Origin of the sequence: Streptomyces sp. NPDC050732, from assembly GCF_040654255.1 — a bacterium.
GTDB lineage: Bacteria > Actinomycetota > Actinomycetes > Streptomycetales > Streptomycetaceae > Streptomyces.
Map to the genome: position 1 here is coordinate 51,542 of NZ_JBFAHP010000021.1, position 22,292 is coordinate 73,833.

The window sequence follows — 22,292 nt, forward strand, 5'->3', positions numbered from 1 at the left end:
AACCCTTTGCGCCCGCGCCCTGTTCATCCTGATCAAGGCGCGGGCGTCGCCTTTTGTCCGGTCGACGGATACTCTGTGCTCTCGAACAAGAGCGAACGCGACTTTACGCATGCGTTCCGCACGGTCAATCGATGACACTCGTGACTGTTCCGCCTCTTTGCGTCCTGGAAATGTCTCTGCCACACCCGGCGGAGAGGGGACACCATGGACAAGCGGTACGAGGTCTACTGTCTGGCCGACAGGCACTTCTACGAGACCCCGGACCGGTTGTCGTCCAAGGGCGCTTCGAGCGCCCCGGAGCTCCCCGCGGCAGGCCGCCCCGTCCCCGCCGGCTGGCGCTCGGGACGCATCGGCGACTGGCTCTCCCTCGTCCCCGTGGACGACGGCGGAACCTCGCTCCCCGGCCCCCAGCAGGGCTGGAAGATCCACGTCTCCGCCACCCTGGAGAACGCCGACCACGTCACGACGACGGTGTGGGACTACTGCGTGCCCCGCGGCATCCCCTTCAAGTTCGTGCCGGCCAAACACCTGCTGCACCTGCGCAACAGCAAGTACGCCGGACGCGACCACAGCGGCAAGGCCGTCACCGTCTACCCGGCCGACGAAGCACAACTAGAGCGAATATTGAGCGAGTTGGGGGCCCTGCTCGACGGTTCCGAAGGGCCGTACATCCTCACCGACCTGCGCTGGCGGCAGGGCCCGCTCTACGTCAGGTACGGCGCGTTCACCCGCCGCATGTGCGACAACGGCAAGGGCACCCTGGTGCCCGCCATCGAGAACGGCGAAGGACAGCTCGTACCCGACCCGCGCGACCCCGCCTTCAAGGTCCCCGCGTGGGTGACCCTGCCGCCCTTCCTCGAACCGGCGCTCGCGGCCCGCAACACGACGACCCTCGCCGACCTGCCGTACCGCATCGAGAAGGCCCTGCACTTCTCCAACGGCGGCGGTGTCTACGCCGGCACCGACACCCGCGACGGCCGCAAGGTCGTCCTCAAGGAGGGCCGCCCGCACGCGGGGCTCGCCGCCGACGGCGCCGACGCCGTGGCCCGGCTCGAACGCGAGAGGGACGCCCTGGAGAAGCTCTCCGGACTCGGCGTCGCCCCCGAGGTGCGCGACTGGTTCCTCCTCGACGGCCACCGCTTCCTCGTCATGGACTTCCTCGAAGGGTCCACCCTCAACTCGTTCTTCGCCCACCGGCACCCGCTGTGCACCAGCGAACCCGACCCCGCCGCCATCTCCGAGTACACGGCCTGGGCGCTGCGCATGCACCACGCCGTCGAGGAGGCCGTCGCCGCCGTCCACGAGCGGGGCGTCGTCTTCAACGACCTGCACCTCTTCAACATCATGGTCGCGCCCGACGAGAAGTCCGTCTCCCTCCTCGACTTCGAGGCGGCGACCGCCGTGGGCGACGCGGGCCGCCAGGTCGTCGCCCACCCCGGGTTCCTCGCACCGCAGGACCGCAGGGGCACCGACGTCGACCGCTACGCCCTCGCCTGTCTGCGGCTCGCCCTCTTCCTGCCGATCACCTCGCTGCTCTCCATCGACCGCGGCAAAGCGGCCCACTTCGCCCAGGTGATCGCCGCCGAATTCCCCGACGTACCCGAGGAGTTCCTGGCCGAGGCGGTCGCCGAGATCGAGCACGGCGGCCGCGGCACGACGGGCACCGCCGGGCACACGGCAGTGACGGCCACGCCCCTGGTCGACCCCGGCGACTGGCCGCACAGCCGGGACTCGATGGTCAAGGCCATCCTCGCCACCGCCACCCCGGAACGCGACGACCGGCTCTTCCCCGGCGACATCGCGCAGTTCACCGAGGGCGGCGGCCTCAGCCTCGCGCACGGCGCGGCCGGCGTGCTGCTCGCCCTCGCCGAGAGCGGCGCCGAACGCTACGAAGAAGGCGAACGCTGGCTCCTGAAACACACCGAGCCCGCCCCCATCGGCACCCCCCTCGGCCTCCACGACGGTCTCGCCGGCGTCGCCCACGTCCTCGACCGGCTCGGCCACCGCACCCGCGCCCTCGACCTCGTGGAAGCGATCCTCCGGGAGAACTGGCAGCGGCTCCCCTCCGACCTGTACGGCGGCCTCGCCGGACTCGGCCTCGCCCTCGACGCCCTCGCACACAGCACGGGCGAGAGCACCTTCGCCCGCCACGCGGAACGGGCCGCCGAACTGCTCGGCGAACGCCTCACCGCCGAGACCGCCGACGCCACCGCGAAACCCGGCCGGCGCCGCGCCGGACTGCTGCGCGGCGCCACCGGCCCCGCCCTCCTCTTCCTGCGGCTCCACGAGCGCAACGGCGACCCCGCGCTCCTCGACCTGGCGGCCAGGGCCCTGCGCACGGACCTCGCCCAGTGCGTGACCCAGGAGCGGGACGGCAGCCTGGCCGTGAACGAGGGCTGGCGCACCATGCCCTACCTCGGCGAAGGCAGCGTCGGCATCGGCATGGTCATCGACGACTACCTCGCGCACCGGGACGACGCCGCGTTCGAAGAGGTACGGCCGGCCATCCTCGCCGCCGCCCGCTCCCGCTTCTGCGTGCAGCCGGGCCTCGTCCAGGGGCGGGCCGGACTGCTGCTGCACGTCAACCGGACCACCACCCCGGGCATCACCCCCGAGGACGTCGCCGCGCAGGTCGAGGAACTCGGCTGGTTCGCCATGTCGTACGCGGGCCAGCTCGCCTTCCCCGGAAACCAGATGCTGCGCCTGTCCATGGACCTCCACACCGGGACGGCGGGCTGCCTCCTCGCACTCGCCGGCGCGCTCGGCGACGGCAGCGCGCACGTCCCCTTCCTGCCGCCCCTGCGGCGGCCCCAGAGCCGGTCCCGCGTCACAGCGGGGTCGTGACACAACCAGCACGGCACAACCAGTACAGAAAAGAGCACATCCCCCTAAAGGAGAGGCAAGACCATGGCACTTCTCGACCTGCAGAGCATGGAATCCGACGAGATGACCGGTGGCGGCGGTGGCGGCAGCAACGCCAGCCTGCTCCTCTGCTGGAGCGACGCCAGCATCGTCCTGTGTCTCTGATATCTGACCGCATCTGAGCGGCATGGCATCCGAGGCCCGGGCGGTACCCCGCGAGGGGGACCGCCCGGGTCCACCGGTGCCACCGCCACGGAACACCGGAGACGAGGCGACGGAGACCAGGACCGCATGGCGACGACGACCACCCGTCCCCACCGACCCGCCGCCGACACCCGCCTGCTGGGCGCGGCGACCCGGTACAGCGCCGCCCGCTGCACGATCCTGGCGCTCTGCGCCGTCGCCGGGTCCGGCGTCACCCTGCTCCTGCCGCTCGCGATCGGCCGCGCCCTGGACGCCGTCCTCACCGGGCACCTCACCGGCGGCGGCGACCCCGACACCACCCGCTGGATCCTCGTGTGCGCGGCGCTGATCGGCGCGAGCGCCCTCCTCGACGCCGTCGACGGCGTCCTCACCGGCACCACCAACGCGCGCACCACGGCCTGGCTGCGCGGCCGCGTCACGCGCCACGTGCTGGCCGTCGGACCGCGGACCACCGCCCGCTTCGCCCCCGGCGACCTGGTGGCGCGCATCGTCGACAACGCGGCACACGCGGGCATCGCACCCGCCACCTTCGCCGCGCTCCTCGCCGCCCTGGTCACCCCCGTCGGCGCGGTGGTCGCCCTCGCCCTGATCGACGGCTGGCTCGCCGTGGTGTTCGTCGTCGGCGCACCCGTCCTCTTCCTGCTCCTGCGGGCGTTCGTCCGCGTGTCCTCCGACTGCGTGGCCCGCTACCAGCGGGTCCAGGGGGACATCGCCGGCCGCCTCAGCGAGGCCATCGGCGGGGCGCGGACCATCGCGGCCGCGCACACCGAGGACAAGGAGGAGACCCGCGTCCTGCGGACCCTCCCCGAACTCTCCCGCCAGGGCCACCGGATGTGGCGGGTCCAGGGCCGCTCCCAGGCGCAGGCCGTCGCCGTCGCGCCGCTCCTGCAGCTCGCGGTCGCCGCGGTGGCGGGCCACCTCGTGCTCGACCAGCGCATCAGCGTCGGCGACCTGCTGGCCGCGACCCGGTACGCGGTCCTCGCCACCGGCATCGGCATGCTCGTCGGCCAACTGAGCGGCCTGGTACGGGCGAGGGCCGCCGCACGCCGCCTGGCCGAGGTCCTCGACGAACCGGCGACCCCGTACGGAACCGACCGGCTCCCGCCCGCGGGCGGCCTCCTGGAGCTGCGCGGGGTCAAGGCATCGCGCGGCGGACGCGCCGTCCTCGACGGCATCGACCTGACCGTGCCCGCGGGCGCCACGGTCGCCGTGGTCGGCCGGTCCGGCGCGGGCAAGTCGCTGCTCGCCTCCCTCGCGGGACGCCTCGCCGACCCCGACGAAGGCGTCGTACGCCTCGACGGGGTCCCGCTGGACGCGCTCGGCCGCGAGGAACTGCGCCGCGAGGTCGGCTACGCCTTCGAGCGGCCCGCGCTGCTCGGCGAAACCCTGGAGGACACGATCGGTCTCGGAGCCCCGCGCCCTTCGCCGGAACGCATCCGCGACGCGGCCCGCGCGGCCCGCGCCGACACCTTCATCACCCGCCTCCCCGACGGCTACGCCACCCCCTGCGCCGAGGCGCCGCTCTCCGGCGGCGAGGCCCAACGCCTCGGCCTGGCAAGGGCGTTCGCGCGCGGCGGCCGCCTGCTGATCCTCGACGACGCCATGTCCAGCCTGGACACGGTGACGGAACACCACATCGCCGAGGCCCTGCTCCGCCACACCCCGCACCGCAGCCGGCTGATCATCGCCCACCGGGCGGCGACGGCGGCCCGCGCGGACGCGGTGGCCTGGCTGCACGAAGGACGGATACGGGCGGTGGGCACCCACGCGGAGCTGTGGGAGCGGCCGGAGTACCGGGAGGTGTTCGGCGCGTGAGGCCGTCTTCCGGTGAGCGCAGGAGTTCCGGGAAGGTGCCCGCGCCGCCCGCGCGCGGCCCGTACCGCCGAGGCGTCCGCTTCCTGCGGCGCAGGTGGCCGGTGGTGGTGCGGCTCGCGATCTGGTCCGTCCTGGAGACCGGCCAGACCTTCCTCACCGGGTACGCCCTCGCCCGCGCCCTGGACGACGGCTTCCTCGACGGGCGCGAGGCGGTCGGCCTCGGCTGGCTCGGCGCGGCCGCGCTCGGGGTCCTCGTCGCCGCGTACGGCACGGGGCAGGTGTACCGTGCCGTCGCCGACCTGGTGGAGCCGCTGCGGGACACCCTCGTGCGGCAGGTCGTCGGGCGGGGCCTGCGCGACGCGGACGGCGGCGCCGTGTCCCGGCTCACCCAGCAGGTGGAGATCGCCAGGGACACCTTCGCGGGCCTGGTGATGGTCTCCCGCTCCTTCGTCTTCACGGCGGCGGGCGCGCTCGCCGGGCTCTTCTCGCTGGACCCGCTCCTCCTCCTCGTGGTCGCGCCGCCGCTCCTGGCGGGCATCGGCCTCTTCGTGGCGTCGCTGCGCCCGCTGGCCCGCCGGCAGGAGGACTTCCTGATCGCGGACGAGGGCCTCGCGGGTCAACTGGGCGTGGTGGGGCCGGGGTTGCGGGATGTCGCCGCGGCGGGCGCGGAGCAGGGGGTGGCGGAGGACCTCGGCCGGGGCGTCGCCCAGGAGTACGCGGCGGCCGGCGCGCTCGCCCGCTGGGGCGTCCTGCGCACGGCGGCCCTCGCGATCGGCGGCCAGCTCCCGCTCGTCCTGCTCCTCGCGACGGGCCCCTGGCTCCTGGACAACGGAGTGACGCCCGGCGCGCTCGTGGGCGCCCTCGCCTACGTCACCCAGGCCCTGCTTCCCGCCCTCAACAACCTCATCAACGGCCTGGGCACGAGCGGCTCCCGCCTGGCGATCGTCCTGCGCCGCCTCACGTGGGACCCGCCGCAGGAGGCCGCCGAAATCCCCTCGCCGGAGGCCGCAGCGGGCGCCGGGGCGCGCGGAGGCGAGACCCCCGCCCTCCGCCTCTCCTCCGTCACCTTCGCCTACGGCCCCCACGCCGAACCCGTCCTGCGGGACCTGGAGCTCACCGTCGCCCGCGGGGAGCATCTCGCCGTCGTCGGACCCAGCGGGATCGGCAAGTCAACTTTGGCCGGAATCGTCGCCGGACTCCTCGAACCGGACGCGGGAGACGTGCGAGTCGACGGTTTTCCCGTGTGCGGCGAGAGGGCGGTGGGGCGGCGCGTCCTCATCCCGCAGGAGGCGTACGTCTTCACCGGGACGCTCCGCGACAACCTGTGCTACCTGCGGGCGGACCCCGTCCCGGAGCAGGAGATGCTCACCGCCGCCGAAGCGGTCGGCCTGGCCCCGCTGATCGAGCGGTTCGGCGGGCTCGACGCCCCGCTCGTCCCCGCGGAACTCTCCGCCGGGGAGCGGCAGTTGGTCGCGCTGACCCGCGCCCACCTCTCGTACGCCCCGCTGGCGGTCCTCGACGAGGCGACGTGTCACCTCGACCCGGTCGCGGAGTCGCGCGCCGAACGGGCCTTCGCGGCGCGCCCGGGCGGCACCCTGGTGGTGATCGCCCACCGCATCAGCTCGGCCCGCCGTGCCGACCGCGTCCTGGTGATGGACGGGGCGAACGCCCTGTGCGGCCGGCACGACGAGCTGCTGGAGCGGTCCTCTCTCTACCGGGACCTCAACGGGGCGGGGGACTGGGGAGAGCCGGCTGCCGGCTCACACCCACCCCTCGCCCTGCGAGATCCTTATGGCGTCGATCCTGTTCCGCGCCCCGGTCTTGCGGGTGATCGCGGCCATGTAGTTGCGCACCGTGCCGTTGGACAGATGGAGGCTGTTCGCGATCTCGGCGACCGACGCGCCCCTCGCGGCGAGTGAGAGAACGCTCAACTCCCGCCGGGTGAGCGGCATCTGAGCCGCCTTCAGAAAGCCGAACCCCAGCGATTCGTCGACGAACCGCTGACCTGCCGCCACCTGTCTGATACCGGCGAGCAGCCGTTCCGGCGGGCTCGCCTTGTTCACATAACCGAGCGCGTCCGCCTCCGCCGCCCGCCGCAGCTGGCCCGGCCGGTTGGCCGTGGCGAGCACCAGGACCCGGCAGCCCCTCCCAAGTGCCGAGGGCCCGGTCAGCTCGCCGAGCGGGTCCATCGCGTAGGTGGCCTCGTCGTCGAGATCCACCACGCAGAGGTCCGGTCTTACGCTGCGTTGACGGCCGCGCGCGTGTGACCACGGCGCGTGGAACACCTCCAGATCCGGCTCCCGGGCGAGTTGTTCCGCCAGAGCCATTCGCAACAGACAGGCGTCGTGCACGAGAAGAACCCGGATCACACTTGCCCCTCCAGCCCCCCGCTTCCGGTTGCTCCGTTCAAGCACGCTGACCATTCATAGCGGTGAGTACCCCCTTCGTGACGCAGAGAACTGGCCAAGGAGGACGCGGGGGGCGCATTTGCCATACGACTGTGCGCCCCTGTGCGACAGACGGCGGGGCGGACTTCTTTACGCCCGGGGCTCCGCCGTCAGGTCGATGAGCCGGCACACCGTCTCGATGTCGATCTTCACCTGGGCGATCGAGGCCCGGCCCGAGAGCCAGGTGATCAGCGCCGAGTGCCAGGTGTGCTCGATGACCCGCACCGCGGAGAGCTGCTGCGCGGTCGGCGTCCCGGCCAGCCCCATCGCGTCCAGGATGATCGCCGTCGTCAGCCGGGACACCGTGTCGACCTCGGGGCTCACCGAGCGGTCCGCGAAGGTCAGGGCCCGCACCATCGCGTCCGCCAGGTGCGGCTCGCGCTGCAGCGCGCGGAAGGCCCGCATCAGCGTCTCGGCGACCCGCTCGGCGGGCGTCTCGCCGGCCGGCGGGCGCTTCCTGATGGTCGTGTGCATGTGCTGCAGCTGGTCCTGCATGGTGGCGACCAGCAGATGGACCTTGGAGGGGAAGTACCGGTAGAGGGTGCCGAGGGCGACCCCGGCGGCCTCGGCGACCTCCCGCATCTGCACGGCGTCGAACCCGCCCCGGCTGGCCAGTTGGGCGCTGGCGTGCAGGATGCGGCGGCGGCGCGCCTCCTGGCGCTCGGTGAGGGGCGGCGCCGCAGGGTTCGCCGCCTTGACTTCCGCTGTCATGTCGATGCCCCTCCGAAAACGCCTCGCGAGATCGCACAGCATGGCAGGGAGCCCGTGGTGGCGCGAATCACCTGATCCGGGCCTTACACCTCGCCTACCTGCCGGTAGATTCAAAGCTCGTTCAGCGATCATTCAGCGATCAAGTCTGAAACTTGTTCTAGATTACCGTCCCGGCGTAACCTCGCGGAGAACTGCAGGGAGAAGGGGGCCGAGAGTGACCGCTGAGGCCATGGAGGCAGGCCCCCGAAAGGGCTCTGGCGCCGACGGCGAGCGCCCGTTGCGCATCGCACTCCTCACGTACAAAGGGAACCCGTTCTGCGGGGGACAGGGCGTCTACGTACGCCATCTCTCGCGCGAACTGGCCCGGCTCGGCCACAGCGTCGAAGTGATCGGCGCCCAGCCCTACCCCGTCCTGGACGAGGGCGCGGACCTGGCAGGTCTCAAACTCACCGAGCTGCCGAGCCTCGACCTCTACCGCTCGCCCGACCCCTTCCGCACGCCCGGGCGCGACGAGTACCGCGACTGGGTCGACGCCCTCGAAGTGGCGACGATGTGGACCGGCGGCTTCCCCGAGCCCGTCACCTTCAGCCTGCGGGCCCGGCGGCATCTGCGCGCCCGGCGCGGCGACTTCGACGTCGTGCACGACAACCAGACCCTCGGGTACGGCCTCCTCGGCGACCTCGGCGCCCCCCTGGTCACCACCATCCACCACCCCATCACCGTCGACCGGCAGCTGGAGCTGGACGCCGCGCCCGACTGGAAGCGCCGCGCCTCCGTCCGCCGCTGGTACGCGTTCACCCGCATGCAGAAGCGCGTCGCGCGCCGCCTGCCGTCGGTCCTCACCGTCTCCGGCACCTCCCGCCAGGAGATCGTCGACCACCTCGGCGTCCGCGACGACCGGATCAGCGTGGTCCACATCGGCGCCGACACCGGCCTCTTCTCGCCGGACCCGGCCGTCCCCGAGGTGCCGGGGCGGATCGTGACCACCTCCAGCGCCGACGTGCCGCTCAAGGGCCTCGTCCACCTCGTCGAGGCGCTCGCCAAGGTCCGCGCCGAACACCCCGGCGCCCACCTCGTCGTCGTCGGCAAGCGCGCCGAGGACGGACCCGTCGCCCAGGCCATCGAGCGCTACGGCCTCGAAGGCGCCGTCGAGTTCGTCAAGGGCATCACCGACGCCGAACTCGTCGACCTCGTCCGCTCGGCGCAGGTCGCCTGCGTCCCTTCGCTGTACGAGGGGTTCTCGCTCCCCGCGGCCGAGGCGATGGCCACCGGCACCCCGCTCCTCGCCACCACCGGCGGCGCGATCCCGGAGGTCGCGGGCCCCGACGGCGAGACCTGCCTCGCGGTCCCGCCGGGCGACGCGGGCGCGCTGGCCGTCGGCCTCAACCGGCTGCTCGGCGACCCCGGGCTGCGGGCGCGGCTCGGCGCGGCCGGCCGTGAACGCGTCCTCGCCAAGTTCACCTGGGCGCAGGCCGCCAAGGGCACCGCCGACCGCTACCGCGAGGCCATCGCCCGCGCCGCGGCCACGAACCCCGGCCGCGCCGCCGCGGCCACCACGACGTACTCGACGCACTCCGGGAGCCATCGCTGATGCTGACCGTCGACTTCACCCGCTTCCCGCTCGCCGCGGGCGACCGCGTCCTCGACCTGGGCTGCGGCGCGGGCCGGCACGCCTTCGAGTGCTACCGGCGCGGCGCGCGAGTGGTCGCCCTCGACCGGAACACCGAGGAGATCCGCGAGGTCGCCAAGTGGTTCGCGGCAATGAAGGAGGCGGGCGAGGCGCCGACGGGCGCGACCGCTACTGCGATGGAGGGCGACGCGCTCAACCTCCCCTTCCCCGACGCGTCGTTCGACGTCGTGATCATCTCCGAGGTCATGGAGCACATCCCCGACGACAAGGGCGTCCTCGCGGAGATGGTCCGCGTCCTCAAGCCCGGCGGCCGCATCGCGGTCACCGTCCCGCGCTACGGCCCCGAGAAGGTCTGCTGGGCCCTCTCCGACGCCTACCACGAGGTCGAGGGCGGCCACATCCGCATCTACAAGGCGGACGAGCTGCTCGGGCGGATGAAGGAAGCGGGCCTCAAGCCGTACGGCACCCACCACGCGCACGCGCTGCACTCGCCGTACTGGTGGCTCAAGTGCGCGTTCGGCGTCGACAACGACAAGGCGCTGCCGGTGCGCGCGTACCACAAGCTCCTGGTCTGGGACATCATGAAGAAGCCCCTGGCGACGCGGGTGGCGGAGCAACTGCTGAACCCGGTGGTGGGCAAGAGCTTCGTCGCCTACGCCACCAAGCCGCACCTGCCCGCGGACACAGCCGCAGCAGACCCCACAGTTACCGCCGACGCCGCGGCGGCCGCCAAGTGACGAGCCCGGAGCGGACCGAACACCTCGTCCTGCCCGGCGTCCTGACGGCCGCTCAGGCCGCGGCGACGGTACGCGGCATCCTCGCCGTCCAGCGCGAGGACGGCGCCATCCCGTGGTTCCGCGGCCACCACCTCGACCCGTGGGACCACACCGAGGCCGCGATGGCGCTGGACGCGTCGGGCGAACACGCCGCCGCCGAGCGCGCCTACGACTGGCTCGCCCGCCACCAGAACCCGGACGGCTCCTGGTACGCGGCGTACGCCGACGGCGACCCGCACGACGTCACCGACCGCGGCCGTGAGACCAACTTCTGCGCGTACCTCGCGGTCGGCGTCTGGCACCACTACCTCTCCACCGGCGACGAGGCGTTCCTCGACCGCATGTGGCCCGCCGTGGTCGCCGCCGTCGAGTTCGTCCTGGCGCTGCAGCAGCCCAGCGGGCAGATCGGCTGGAAGCGGGAGGACGACGGCACGCCCGTCACGGACGCCCTCCTGACCGGCTCCTCCTCCATCCACCAGGCGCTGCGCTGCGCCCTCGCCATCGCCGAGCAGCGCGACGAGCCGCAGCCCGACTGGGAGTTGGCGGCCGGCGCCCTCGCGCACGCGATCCGCCGCCACCCCGAGCGCTTCCTCGACAAGGACCGCTACTCCATGGACTGGTACTACCCGGTCCTGGGCGGCGCGCTCACCGGCACGGAGGCCAAGTCCCGTATCGAGGAGGGCTGGGACCGCTTCGTCGTCCCCGGCCTCGGGGTGCGCTGCGTGGTCCCGAACCCCTGGGTCACCGGCGGCGAGAGCGCCGAACTGGCCCTCGCGCTCTGGATCCTCGGCGAGTCGGACCGCGCCCTGGAGATCCTCCAGTCCATCCAGCACCTGCGCGACCCGGAGTCGGGCCTGTACTGGACGGGCTACGTCTTCGACGACAAGACGATCTGGCCCGAGGAACTCACCACCTGGACGGCGGGCTCCCTGCTCCTCGCGGCAGCGGCCCTGGGCGGCGACGAGGCGACCTGCGCGGTCTTCTCGGGCGACCGCCTGCCGCGGGGGCTGGACCCGGAGTGCTGCGACTGACGCTCCGCGGGGCAGTGGGGAAGTCTGCGGGCCGGACGTGGCCGGGCGCGCAGTTCCCCGCGCCCCTGGCGGGGCGCGTGCCTCAGTAGCGGCGCAGGCGGTTCGCGACGGCGTGGCCGATGAACAGGTAGACGACTGCGGCGAGGCCGTAGCCTGCGACGACGCGGGCCCAGGTCTCGTCGAAGGTGAACAAGTCGTGGGACCAGCCTGCCAGCCAGCGGGCCGCGTCGTGGATGAACTGGACGAGGTCGTTGGCGCGGTTCGCGTCCAGCAGGTACATCAGGATCCACAGGGCGAGGATCGCGGCCATGATGTCGGCGACGAGCGCGATGACCCGTGCCGCGGTGCTGCCGTGGGAGTTCCGCGTGGGAGACATGGCGGCCGAGTACCGGGGAGCGCCCTGTTCGAAACCCGTTCGGGCCGCTCCAGTGGCGGGGCCCGACGGGCCGGGTGAGGCTGCGAAGAGGTCCGCGCTCTCCCGCGGGCCACCCAGCCCACGCCTGGAGGCCCCCGCCGTGCCCAGCACCGTAACCGTCCGCCGCGCCGGAGTTTCCCTCACGCTCTGCTGCACCCTGCTGGCCGGTGCGACGGCCTGCGGCGGCAGCGGCGAGGACACCGCCACCGCGTCCGCCCCGTCCACCAGCGCCAGTGCGAGCGCCGAGAAGCAGAAGTTCGCCAAGACCCGCTTCGTCGCCAACGCGGGGCTCGCCGCGGGGGCGACCTACCAGTGGATCGTGAAGCCGTACCGCGCGGGCAAGTTCAAGAAGGGCGCCAACGGCCGTAAGTTCGCCCTGGTCAAGGCGGGCCTCGCGGGCGCGTTCACGTACAACAGGCTGAAGGCCGCGACGAAGAACGCGAAGGGCGATCCCACCCTCTCCAAGGCGGTGGCCCCGCTGACGTCCGGCATCGACGCCCTGAAGGACCTCCCCTCCAAGCTCCGCAAGGGCGAGGGGACGGACTCGGTCGTGAACTCCTTCGACGACATCATCAAGGATGTGAAGGGCGCGGGCAGCAAGGCGGGCGCCGAGGTCAAGGACAAGGTGCCGTCGGCGGGCGAGCTGGCGAAGGGCTGAGCCGCCCGGACGTAAGGGCTGAGCCGCCCGGACCTCACGAGTTGAGCTCGGCGAGGACCCGCAGGGTGTGCGGGTCAGGGGCGAGCACGAGCAGGTCCGTCACCGGGCCCTCGCGCCACAGTTCGAGCCGCTCCGCGATCCGTGCCCGCGGTCCGACCAGCGAGATCTCGTCCGCGAAGGCGTCGGGCACGGCGAGGACCGCCTCCTCCCTGCGCCCCGCGAGGAACAGCTCCTGGATGTGCCGGGCCTCCGCCTCGTACCCCATGCGGGCCATCAGGTCGGCGTGGAAGTTTCGGGCGGAGTGCCCCATTCCGCCGATGTAGAAGCCGAGCATGGCCTTGACGGGCAGCAGTCCCTCGGCGACGTCGTCGCAGACCTTGGCGCGGGCCATGGGCGCGATCAGGAAGCGCTCGGGGATATCGGCGAGCGAGGCCTCGTACACATCCGTCCGCAGCGGCGACCAGTACAGCGGCAGCCAGCCGTCCGCGATCCGCGTCGTCTGCGCGATGTTCTTGGGACCCTCCGCGCCGAGCAGGACGGGCAGGTCGGCGCGGAGGGGGTGGGTGATCGGCTTGAGGGCCTTGCCGAGGCCGGTGCCGTCCTCACCGGTATAGGGGTGCGCGTGGAAGCGCCCCGCCACCTCCACCGGCCCCTCACGCCGCAGAACCTGCCGGATCACCTCCACATACTCACGCGTCGCGGTCAGCGGCGACTTGGGGAACGGCCGCCCGTACCAGCCCTCCACCACCTGCGGCCCGGACAGCCCGAGCCCGAGCATCAGCCGGCCGCCGGAGAGGTGGTCGAGGGTGAGCGCGTGCATGGCGGTGGTGACGGGGGAGCGCGCCGCCATCTGCGCGACGGCCGTGCCCAGCTTGATCCGCGAGGTCTGCGATGCGATCCAGGTCAGCGGCGTGAAGGCGTCCGAGCCCCACGCCTCGGCGGTCCACACGGAGTCGTAGCCGAGCCGCTCGGCCTCCTGGGCGAGGGCGACGTGCCCGGGATCGGGGCCGTGTCCCCAGTAGCCGAGTGCGAGCCCGAGCCGCATACGCCCTCCCAGTCGCCGGGACCGAGGGGCGACTGTACGACAACGGCCCCCCGCCCGGAAGGGCGAGGGGCCGCGATACCGCTGTGCGTGGGGTCAGCCGCGCTGGATCCCCGTGGTGTCCTGCAGCACGCCGCGACGACCGTCCTGCGTCTGGGCCACCAGGCCGGGACCGCGCTGCTCGACGGCCAAGTACCAGGTACCGGGCGCCAGTTCGGCGATCGGCGTGGGCGAGCCGTCCTCCGCGTACAGCGGACGCGGCACCGGCACGGCGAACCAGAACGGCGAGAAGTCACCGGCCGGCTGCGCCTGCGCGGGCGGCGGGGTCTGCCCGGCCTGCGGCTGCGGCTGCCCGCCGAAGGACTGGCCGCCCTGCGGCTGACCCGGCTGACCGCCGTACGGCGCACCCGGCTGCGGCTGACCCGCGCCGGCGCCCGGGTAGCCGTAGCCACCCTGCGGCTGACCGCCGTAGGGCTGCGGGGCCATCGGCTTCGGGCCGCCCATGAGGGGGGCCTTCAGGGCCGGGACGGCCAGGGTCGCGACCGCGGCGGCGGCGAGCACCAGAGCGCCGATCAGGCCGAGGATGAGGCCGACGCCGGCGTCGGGGGAGTCGGTGCTGCCCTGCCCGCCGCCGAACTGGCTGAGCTGCTTGAAGACGACGCCGAAGGACTGGTCGGTGTCGAAGATCGCGCCGAGCGAGGACCAGGCGGCGGCCAGCGTGAAGGCGATGCCCAGCTGCCCCAGGTCCAGACCCGCGATCTTGCGCTGCGGCTGCATGGCGCGGCCGACAGCGATGAGCGCCGCGCCGATGATGCCGAGCAGATACACGCTCATCAGCAGGTTGCCGTTGTCCCAGGCGTTGGGGACATCGTCACCATCGCCGTCGAAAGTGCCGAGGAACGAGGCAATGAAGAGCAACACCGCTGCTCCGATCACCACGCCGTCGCCTCTAGTGAGGGAGCGGAAATTCACTTCAGGTCCTTCGTCAGTCGTCTCGTCAGTGGAGGCGTCGCTGTCGCCGTAGTCGCGTTCGTGTCGCGGTGCGCGAAGCGCGGGGGTGGCCCCTCATCGTAGGGAGGACAATATCGTCCGGACACGCGGGGTGTCTGCTCGGGATAAAGACGTCCACGCTTCGTCGCGAAGACGTTCACCTCTACTTCCGCAGGAATCCCGCGATTCCCTCAGAAATGCCCTGTGCCGCCTTTTGGCGCCACGCACCGCTCTTCAGCAACGCCGCGTCCTTCGCGTCGCGCATGTTGCCGCACTCGATGAACACCTTGGGGACCGTGGAGAGATTGAGGCCGCCGAGGTCCTTGCGGACGTCGAGGCCGGTGCCGCCGCCGACATAGTTGGAGGGGGCGCTGCCGGTCGCGCCCACGAAGGCTCCGGCGATGCGTTCGCCCAGCTCCGCGGAGGGGGCGACGATCGCGGAGGTGTCGGCCGCGCCGGACTTCACCTTCGCGGGCAGGATCACGTGGTAGCCGCGGTTGCCCGCGCCGGAGCCGTCGGCGTGGATGGAGACCACCGCGTCGGCCTTGGCCTTGTTGCCGATCCGGGCGCGCTCGTCGACGCACGGGCCCCAGGGGCGGTCGCCGTCCTGGGTGAACTTGACCGTGGCGCCCTGCTTTTCGAGCAGGACGCGCAGGCGGCGGGAGACGTCCAGGGTGAACTTCGCCTCGGTGTAGCCGTCGTTGGTCGACGTGCCCGTCGTGTCGCACTCCTTGCGGTTCGTCCCGATGTCGACCTGACGGTTGATCTCCGCCGTGTGGCGGAAGTTCCCGGGATTGTGGCCCGGGTCGACCACGACGACCTTGCCCTTGAGGGGGCCGTCGGCCGCGGGGCGGCGCGGAGGCGTCTTCGTGGCCGAATCGTTGTCGTCGCCCGTCCCGACCTTGCCGCTCTTGCCGTCTTTACCCTTTTCCTCCCCGTCGCCGGGCTCGCTGGTGCCCGAGGAGGAGGACGACGTGGACCCGGACGACGCGCCCTGTCCGGCGGACGCGCTCGACGACGCCGGCAGCGATCTCGCGGGTTCGTTCCCGTCGGACCCGCTCGTGGCCTGGTGGACGAGCCAGCCCGCCAGACACGTCGGTACGAGCACGGCGACGGCCACCGTCAGCGGACGGCCGATGCGGCGCTTGGGCGGCTGGGACGGATCGAATTCCGGACCTACGTACGACACGAGGGCGAGCCTATCCGCGGGGCAGGATCCCCGCTTGGGTACGGGCCGGTGGGCGGGTCCCCGCGCGGGTGCGGGCGGCGGTCAGACCCTCGGTCGGCTCCAGGAGACGGTCAGATCCCCGTCCCCGTCCGCCGCAGCACCCGCAGCGATTCCGTCACCGCCACCTCGGTGAACGCGCCGGACTCCAGAGCCCTGAGGTAGACGCGGTACGGCGCCTGCCCGGTCATGATGTCGACGGGGTCGGGGAACACGTCGTGGATGACGAGCAGCCCGCCCTCCGCGACGTGCGGTGCCCAGCCCTCGTAGTCGGCCGTGGCGTGCTCGTCCGTGTGACCGCCGTCGATGAAGACCAGGCCGAGCGCGCCGCCCCACGCCTTCGCCACCTGCGGCGAGCGCCCGACGACCGCGATCACGTGGTCCTCCAGGCCGGCCCTGTGCAGCGTGCGGCGGAAGGTGGGCAGCGTGTCCATGCGGCCGACCTCGGGGTCCACCGTCTCCGGGTCGTGGTACTCCCAGCCGGGCTGCTGCTCCTCGCTGCCGCGGTGGTGGTCCACGGTGATCGCGACGACGCCGGCCTGCCGGGCCGCGTCCGCCAGCAGGATCGTGGAGCGGCCGCAGTACGTGCCGACCTCCAGGAGGGGCAGCCCGAGCACCGCGGCCTCCGTGGCCGCCGCGTACAGCGCGAGCCCCTCGTCGCGGGGCATGAAGCCCTTGGCGGCCTCGAAGGCGGCGAGAATCTCCGGCTTGGGCTCGGCGGCCATGGCTTCCTCCGGGGGCGTGCGCGTGTGCGTGCGCGGGCGGTGCGGTCCGGCTCATGATGCACGGCACCCCCGCCACCGTGGTGACGGGGGTGCCGTGGGGCGGCTCCGCTCAGGCCGGGACGTCGCTCCCGCTCTCGCTCGGCAGGGCGAGGTCCATCCGGACCGGTCGGTCCTGGCCGGGGTGGGCCGCCGCCGAGGCGAGCGGCCCGTGCCCCGTGGCGCGCACCGCCAGGACGTACGAACCGTCCCCGGGCACCGCCAGCTCGTACCGTCCGCCGTCGTCCGTCAGGGCCGCGCCCGCCTGCTGGCCCCTGCGGTCGATGAGCGTCACCTTCGCGCGGGGCACGGGCGTCCCGGCCGCGTCCCGCACCTGGCCGTGGAAGCCCGCGAGTGCCTCGGTGGCCCGCTCCAGGTTGGCGTCCTCCTCGCTGCTCGCGCGCAGCTGCGTGGTGGCGGGGCGGCGCGCGGAGGGCAGCAGCAGGGCGAAGAGCAGGCCGATGACGACCGCTCCCGTGGCGATCAGGAACGAGACCCGGAAGCCGTGCATGGTGGGCACGGCGACGCCCCCGACGTGGTCCGCGGTGTTGGCGAGGACCATGCCGATCACGGCGCTCGACACCGACGTGCCGATCGAGCGCATCAGCGTGTTGAGGCCGTTGGCCGCGCCCGTCTCGGACGGGTCGACCGAGCCGATGATGAGGGCGGGCAGCGAGGAGTAGGCGAGGCCGATGCCCGCGCCGAGGAGCACCGCGATGACGACGGTCTGCCAGGCGGCGCTCATCAGGCCGAGCCCGGCGCCGTAACCGATCGCGATGATCAGCATGCCGAGGATGAGGGTCACCTTCGGGCCGTACTTCGCCGAGAGGCGGGCGTAGACCGGGGCCGTGAACATCATCGTCAGGCCGAGCGGCATCACGCACAGGCCCGCGACGACCATCGACTGGCCGAGGCCGTAGCCGGTTGCCGTGGGCAGCTGGAGGAGCTGGGGCAGGACGAGCGAGACGGCGTAGAAGGCGACACCGACCATGATCGAGGCGAGGTTGGTGAAGAGCACCGAGCGGCGGGCCGTGGTGCGCAGGTCCACCAGCGGGGCCTTCAGGCGCAGCTCCATCACGCCCCACAGGACGAGGACGACGGCCGCGGCGCCGAAGAGGCCGAGCGTCATGCCGGAGGTCCAGCCCCAGTCGCTGCCCTTCGTGATGGGGAGGAGGAAGAGGACGAGGCCGGCGGAGAGGCCGAACGCGCCGAGCACGTCGAAGGTGCCCTGGGCGCGGACCGGGCTCTCCGGCACGAAGACGAGGGTCAGGACGATGGAGAGCACGCCGAGGCCCGCCGCGCCGAAGAAGAGGGCGTGCCAGTCGGCGTGCTGCGCGGTGAGCGCGGCGAGCGGCAGGGCGAGGCCGCCGCCGACGCCGATGGAGGAGCTCATCAGGGCCATCGCCGAGCCGAGCTTCTCGCGGGGCAGCTCGTCGCGCATCAGGCCGATGCCGAGCGGGATGGCGCCCATGGCGAAGCCCTGCAGCGCGCGGCCGACGATCATCACGATCAGGTTGTCGGTGAAACCGCAGACGAGCGAGCCGACGACCATCACGGCGAGGCTGGTGAGCAGCATCTTCCGCTTGCCGTAGAGGTCGCCGAGGCGGCCCATGATCGGCGTGGAGACGGCGCCCGCGAGCAGGGTCGACGTCATGACCCAGGTGGCGTTCGACGGCGAGGTGTCGAGCAGCGCGGGCAGATCCTTGATGACCGGCACGAGCAGGGTCTGCATCACCGCGACGACGATGCCGGAGAAGGCGAGTACGGGGACGACTCCGCGTATGCCGCGTGGGTGGGTCGTCGACATCGACATTGCTGGGGGCCTCCGGCGGAAGGTCGGGTTCGGCAGGTACTTGTAGGTCGAACCTGTATCCCCGGGCGACTATTCCGACGGATGTCGTACGAGGGGAATTCTTGACCTGCTGTTAACCGAGTCATCAGTCGCGGAGGGGCCCCGCCTCGGTGACTGTCCCGCATCTGACCTTCCGTCAGATTGGAACGTGTTCTACTCTGCCTCCGTCCCGGCAGCTGTCACCGGCGAGGATGCGCAGGGAGATCGCGATGGGGATCGGAATCACGCGGGAACAAGGGGAGTTGGCGTCGGCGGTACGCGGCTGGATCGCACGCGCCGCACCGCCGGAGCAGACGCGCGAGCTGCTCGACACGTCCCCGGCCCCACCACCCGGGCCGGCCTCGCCATCCCGCCGGGCCTCGCCATCCCGCCGGGCCTCGGCGTCCCGCCCGGCCTCGCCACCCCGTCCGGCTCGGGAAGGCCCCGCTTCCGGTGGCGACGGTCCCGCTTCCGGCGGTGCCCGCCCCAGCCCCAGCGGTGCCCGCCCCAGCCCCAGCGGCACCCGCCCCACCCCCATCAGCACCCGCCCCACCCACTGGGACGGGCTTGCCGGGCAGGGGCTGCTCGGGGTTCACCTGCCCGAGGAGCACGGAGGCGGGGGCGGGGGGCTCCTCGACCTCGCCGTGGTTCTTGAAGAGGCGGCGCGGGCCGCGCTTCCCGGGCCCTTCGTGGCCAGCTCCCTCGCCTCGCTGGTGCTGCGCCGCGCCGGCGCGCGGGCGCTCGCCGCCGAGCTGGCCCGCGGCGCCCGGATCGGCGCCGTCGCCCTGGACGTGGGCGACGTGGGCACCCTCACCGCCGTCTCCGGACCCGACGGGTACGTCCTCGACGGCACGGCACCGCCCGTCCTCTCCGGTGGCGAGGCAGACCTGCTCGTCCTGCCCGCCGCCTCGGTCGAGGGGGCGGCGGGCCCGGTGTGGCTGGCCGTCGACGCCGCCGCGCTGACCGTGCGTACCCACCGGAGCGCCGACCCGACCAGGCCCACCGCCGAAGTGACCGCATGGGCCGCGCACGTGCCCGCGGACCGGGTCCTCGCCGTCGACTCCGCGACCGTCCGCGACCTGGCGGCCGCCGTGCTGGCCGCCGACGCCTGCGGCACCGCGGCGTGGGCGCTGCACACCGCGGCCGAACACGCCAAGTCCCGCGAGCAGTTCGGGCGCCCCATCGGGCAGTTCCAGGGCATCAAGCACCTCTGCGCCGACATGCTGGTCCGCGTCGAACAGGCCTGCGCCCTGGCCTGGGACGCGGCCCGCGCGGCCGACGACCCGGAGCTGCCGGACGACGTACGGGGCCTGGTCACCGCCCTCGCCGCGGGCACGGCCCTGGACGCCGCGTACTCCTGCGCCAAGGACTGCGTACAGATCCTCGGCGGCATCGGCTTCACCTGGGAGCACGACGCCCACCTGTACCTGCGCAGGGCCGTCGTGGCGCGGCAGCTGCTCGGCGCGGGCGACGCCCACCGGCTGCGGGCCGTGCGGCTCGCGGAGGGCGGCGCGCGACGCGAACTCCACCTGGAACTCCCCGCGGAGGCGTCGGCGGAGGCGGCGGCCTGCCGCGCCCGGGCCCGCGCGGCCATCGCCCCGGCCCGCGGCCTCGCCCCGGACGCGGCCCGCAAGGCACTCGCCCCCACCGGCTACGCGGCCCCGCACCTCCCCGAGCCGTACGGGCTCGGCGCCGGACCCGTCGAACAGCTCGTCGTCCAGGAGGAGTTGAAGGCGGCCGGAGTGAAGCTCGCCGACCTCGGCATCGCGACCTGGGTGATCCCCTCCCTCCTCACGTACGGCACCGACGCCCAGCGGGAGCGCTACCTCCCGCCCACCCTGCGCGGCGAACTGCTGTGGTGCCAGCTCTTCAGCGAGCCGGACGCGGGCTCCGACCTCGCCGCCCTGCGCACCCGGGCCGAACGCGTCGACGGGGGGTGGCGCGTCAACGGCCAGAAGGTGTGGACGAGCGCGGCCCAGTGGGCCGACCACGGCATCCTCCTTGCCCGTACGAACCCGTCGGCGCCCAAGCACAAGGGGCTGACGTACTTCCTCGTCGACATGAAGAACGCCCCGGGGATCGACGTCCGGCCCCTCAAGGAGATCACCGGCGACTCGCTCTTCAACGAGGTGTACTTCGACGACGTGCTGCTCCCCGAGGACGCGGTCGTCGGACAGGTCGACGACGGCTGGCGGGTCGCCCGCGACACCCTCGGCGACGAACGCGTCCACATGGCCGACCAGTTGACCTTCGGCACCGGCCTCGAAGCGCTCATCGCCCGCGCCGGCGAGCTGGACGACGCGTACCGCGCGCGCATCGGGGCGCTCGCCGCCGAGGCCCACGCCCTCGCCTGCGTCGGCCTGCGCACCACCACCCGGCAGGTCGCGGGCGCGGAGCCGGGCGCGGGCGCCGCCGTCCGCAAACTCGTCCGGACCCCGCACCAGCAGAAGGTCGCCGAGCTCGCCCTCGAACTCCTCGGCGCGGCGGGCGCGGTGCGCGAGGGCCCGGGGGAGCGGGCGCTGCACGGCTTCCTGATGTCGCGCTGCCTGACGATCGCGGGCGGCACCACACAGGTCCAGCTCAATGTCGTCGCCGAGCGGATCCTCGGCCTGCCGAGGGACTAAGGAGCGCACACCTCATGAAGAGCTACATCGTCGGTGTCGGGATGACCAGGTTCGAGAAGCCCGAGACGCGGGACTGGCAGTACTGGGACATGGCGAAGGAGGCGGGCACGAAGGCACTGGAGGACGCCGGGATCACGTACGACAGGATCGAGCAGGCCGCCGTCGGCCACTGCTTCCAGGCCTCGACAGCCGCCCAGCGCGCCGTCTACGAACTCGGCCTGACCGGCATCCCCGTCTACAACGTCAACAACAACTGCGCGACGGGCTCGACCGCGCTCATGACGGCGCGCCAGTTCGTCGAGGGCGGCCTCAGCGACTGCGTGCTCGCGCTCGGCTTCGAGAAGATGGCGCGCGGGGCGCTCGGGGGCGGGGGAGAGGGCGACTTCGCGACCTCTCCCGTCGCCCGCCACTACGGCATCATGGCCGCGCGCCACGGCTTCGAGATGACCCCGCCCACCGCACAGATCTTCGGCAACGCGGCCCGCGAGCACATGGAGAAGTACGGCACGACCGAGGCACAGCTCGCCGCGGTCGGCGCCAAGAACCACCGGCACTCGGTGAACAATCCGTACGCCCAGTTCCAGGACGCGTACACCGTCGACGAGATCCTCGCCGCCAGGACCATCCACCGCCCCCTCACCAAGCTCCAGTGCTCCCCGACGTCGGACGGTGCGGCGGCGGCGGTCGTGGCCTCCGAGCGGTTCGTGGAGCGGCACGGCCTCGCGGGGCGCGCGGTGGAGATCGCCGCGCAGGCCATGACCACCGACACCGGCGAGTCCTTCGCCTCCGGTTCGTGCGTCGACGCCGTCGGACAGCCGATGTCGCGGGAGGCGGCACGCCAGGTGTACGAAGCGTCCGGGCTCGGCATCGAGGACGTGGACGTCGTCGAGCTGCACGACTGCTTCTCGATCAACGAACTCCTGACGTACGAGGCGCTCGGCATGTGCGCGCCCGGCGAGTCGGGAAAGCTCGTCGAGAGCGGCGCGACGACGTACGGCGGGCGCTGGGTGGTGAACCCCTCCGGCGGCCTCATCTCCAAGGGCCACCCGCTGGGCGCGACCGGCATCGCGCAGGTCGCCGAGGTGACCTGGCAGCTGCGCGGCGAGGCGGCGGCGCGCCAGGTCGAGGGGGCGCGGGTGGGCCTCGCGCACAACATCGGACTCGGCGGGGCGGCGGTGGTGACGCTCCTGCGCGGGTAGCGGGACGGGAGGGGCGTTCGACCTAGGTCCGTCGGACCAGGGCGGGGGGAGCGAACGCCCGATGCGTCGCT

The 22,292-nt window shown here is 72.8% G+C and carries 17 protein-coding genes and 1 pseudogene; 10 read left to right on the plus strand and 8 right to left on the minus strand.

Annotation, left to right across the window (positions count from 1 at the left end; all coding sequences use genetic code 11):
- Window positions 1–204: 204 nt before the first annotated feature.
- The 4 genes from lanKC (at window position 205) to AB0H82_RS20435 (ending at window position 6,800) form a co-directional block, all read left to right on the plus strand.
- Window positions 205–2,844, plus strand: a complete 2,640-nt coding sequence (gene lanKC, locus AB0H82_RS20420; RefSeq protein WP_362994587.1) for a class III lanthionine synthetase LanKC — start codon at window positions 205–207, stop codon at window positions 2,842–2,844.
- Window positions 2,845–2,907: 63 nt separating this feature from the next.
- Window positions 2,908–3,027 (plus strand): SapB/AmfS family lanthipeptide, encoded by a 120-nt coding sequence (locus tag AB0H82_RS20425; protein ID WP_362994589.1) that lies wholly within the window; start codon window positions 2,908–2,910, stop codon window positions 3,025–3,027.
- Between the two features lie 126 nt (window positions 3,028–3,153).
- Entirely contained in the window at window positions 3,154–4,881 is a 1,728-nt protein-coding gene (locus AB0H82_RS20430; protein ID WP_362994591.1) for an ABC transporter ATP-binding protein, read from the plus strand.
- Window positions 4,882–4,916: 35 nt separating this feature from the next.
- Window positions 4,917–6,800, plus strand: a complete 1,884-nt coding sequence (locus tag AB0H82_RS20435) for an ABC transporter ATP-binding protein (RefSeq protein ID WP_362994727.1) — start codon at window positions 4,917–4,919, stop codon at window positions 6,798–6,800.
- Here the strand turns inward: AB0H82_RS20435 and AB0H82_RS20440 are convergent.
- Window positions 6,726–7,304 (minus strand): annotated as a pseudogene (locus AB0H82_RS20440) (response regulator transcription factor); the annotation flags it as partial. The gene AB0H82_RS20435 and the pseudogene AB0H82_RS20440 overlap by 75 nt on opposite strands.
- Before the next feature lie 114 nt (window positions 7,305–7,418).
- Window positions 7,419–8,039, minus strand: coding sequence for a TetR family transcriptional regulator (locus AB0H82_RS20445; RefSeq protein WP_362994592.1), 621 nt, complete (start codon window positions 8,037–8,039; stop codon window positions 7,419–7,421).
- Window positions 8,040–8,253: 214 nt separating this feature from the next.
- Between AB0H82_RS20445 and AB0H82_RS20450 the strand changes: the two genes are divergently transcribed.
- The 3 genes from AB0H82_RS20450 to AB0H82_RS20460 are packed head-to-tail and all read left to right on the plus strand — an operon-like array spanning window position 8,254 to window position 11,476.
- Window positions 8,254–9,630 carry a glycosyltransferase family 4 protein gene (locus AB0H82_RS20450; protein WP_362994594.1) on the plus strand — a complete coding sequence of 459 codons (1,377 nt, stop codon included), beginning with the start codon at window positions 8,254–8,256 and terminating at the stop codon, window positions 9,628–9,630.
- Window positions 9,630–10,406, plus strand: a complete 777-nt coding sequence (locus AB0H82_RS20455) for a class I SAM-dependent methyltransferase (protein WP_362994596.1) — start codon at window positions 9,630–9,632, stop codon at window positions 10,404–10,406. Before AB0H82_RS20450 ends, AB0H82_RS20455 begins: the two co-directional genes overlap by 1 nt.
- Window positions 10,403–11,476 (plus strand): prenyltransferase/squalene oxidase repeat-containing protein, encoded by a 1,074-nt coding sequence (locus AB0H82_RS20460; RefSeq protein WP_362994598.1) that lies wholly within the window; start codon window positions 10,403–10,405, stop codon window positions 11,474–11,476. The genes AB0H82_RS20455 and AB0H82_RS20460 overlap by 4 nt, the downstream gene beginning before the upstream one ends.
- An 82-nt stretch (window positions 11,477–11,558) precedes the next feature.
- Here AB0H82_RS20460 and AB0H82_RS20465 read toward each other — a convergent pair whose 3' ends face one another.
- On the minus strand, window positions 11,559–11,852 hold the full coding sequence (locus AB0H82_RS20465; protein ID WP_362994600.1) for a hypothetical protein: 294 nt from the start codon (window positions 11,850–11,852) through the stop codon (window positions 11,559–11,561).
- A 139-nt stretch (window positions 11,853–11,991) separates the two neighbouring features.
- On the opposite strand from AB0H82_RS20465, the gene AB0H82_RS20470 reads away from it, so the two are divergent.
- Window positions 11,992–12,549 (plus strand): hypothetical protein, encoded by a 558-nt coding sequence (locus AB0H82_RS20470; RefSeq protein ID WP_362994602.1) that lies wholly within the window; start codon window positions 11,992–11,994, stop codon window positions 12,547–12,549.
- A gap of 34 nt (window positions 12,550–12,583) precedes the next feature.
- Here AB0H82_RS20470 and AB0H82_RS20475 read toward each other — a convergent pair whose 3' ends face one another.
- The 5 genes from AB0H82_RS20475 to AB0H82_RS20495 form a co-directional block, all read right to left on the minus strand.
- Window positions 12,584–13,594, minus strand: coding sequence for an LLM class F420-dependent oxidoreductase (locus AB0H82_RS20475; protein ID WP_362994604.1), 1,011 nt, complete (start codon window positions 13,592–13,594; stop codon window positions 12,584–12,586).
- 93 nt (window positions 13,595–13,687) lie between these two features.
- Window positions 13,688–14,563, minus strand: a complete 876-nt coding sequence (locus AB0H82_RS20480; RefSeq protein ID WP_362994606.1) for a hypothetical protein — start codon at window positions 14,561–14,563, stop codon at window positions 13,688–13,690.
- Window positions 14,564–14,744: 181 nt separating this feature from the next.
- A complete protein-coding gene (locus AB0H82_RS20485; RefSeq protein WP_362994608.1) occupies window positions 14,745–15,770 on the minus strand; it encodes an N-acetylmuramoyl-L-alanine amidase in 1,026 nt (341 codons plus the stop codon).
- Window positions 15,771–15,880: 110 nt separating this feature from the next.
- Complete coding sequence (locus tag AB0H82_RS20490) at window positions 15,881–16,531, minus strand: class I SAM-dependent methyltransferase (RefSeq protein ID WP_362994610.1); 651 nt, start codon at window positions 16,529–16,531, stop codon at window positions 15,881–15,883.
- Between the two features lie 109 nt (window positions 16,532–16,640).
- Complete coding sequence (locus tag AB0H82_RS20495; protein ID WP_362994612.1) at window positions 16,641–18,380, minus strand: MFS transporter; 1,740 nt, start codon at window positions 18,378–18,380, stop codon at window positions 16,641–16,643.
- Window positions 18,381–18,628: 248 nt separating this feature from the next.
- Here AB0H82_RS20495 and AB0H82_RS20500 point away from each other — a divergent pair, with 248 nt between their 5' ends.
- Together AB0H82_RS20500 and AB0H82_RS20505 are read left to right on the plus strand one after the other, a co-directional pair.
- Window positions 18,629–21,022 (plus strand): acyl-CoA dehydrogenase family protein, encoded by a 2,394-nt coding sequence (locus tag AB0H82_RS20500; RefSeq protein WP_362994614.1) that lies wholly within the window; start codon window positions 18,629–18,631, stop codon window positions 21,020–21,022.
- A gap of 14 nt (window positions 21,023–21,036) precedes the next feature.
- The gene (locus AB0H82_RS20505; protein WP_362994616.1) at window positions 21,037–22,221 is read left to right on the plus strand and encodes a lipid-transfer protein; all 1,185 of its coding nucleotides are present in this window, start codon (window positions 21,037–21,039) and stop codon (window positions 22,219–22,221) included.
- Window positions 22,222–22,292: the final 71 nt, after the last annotated feature.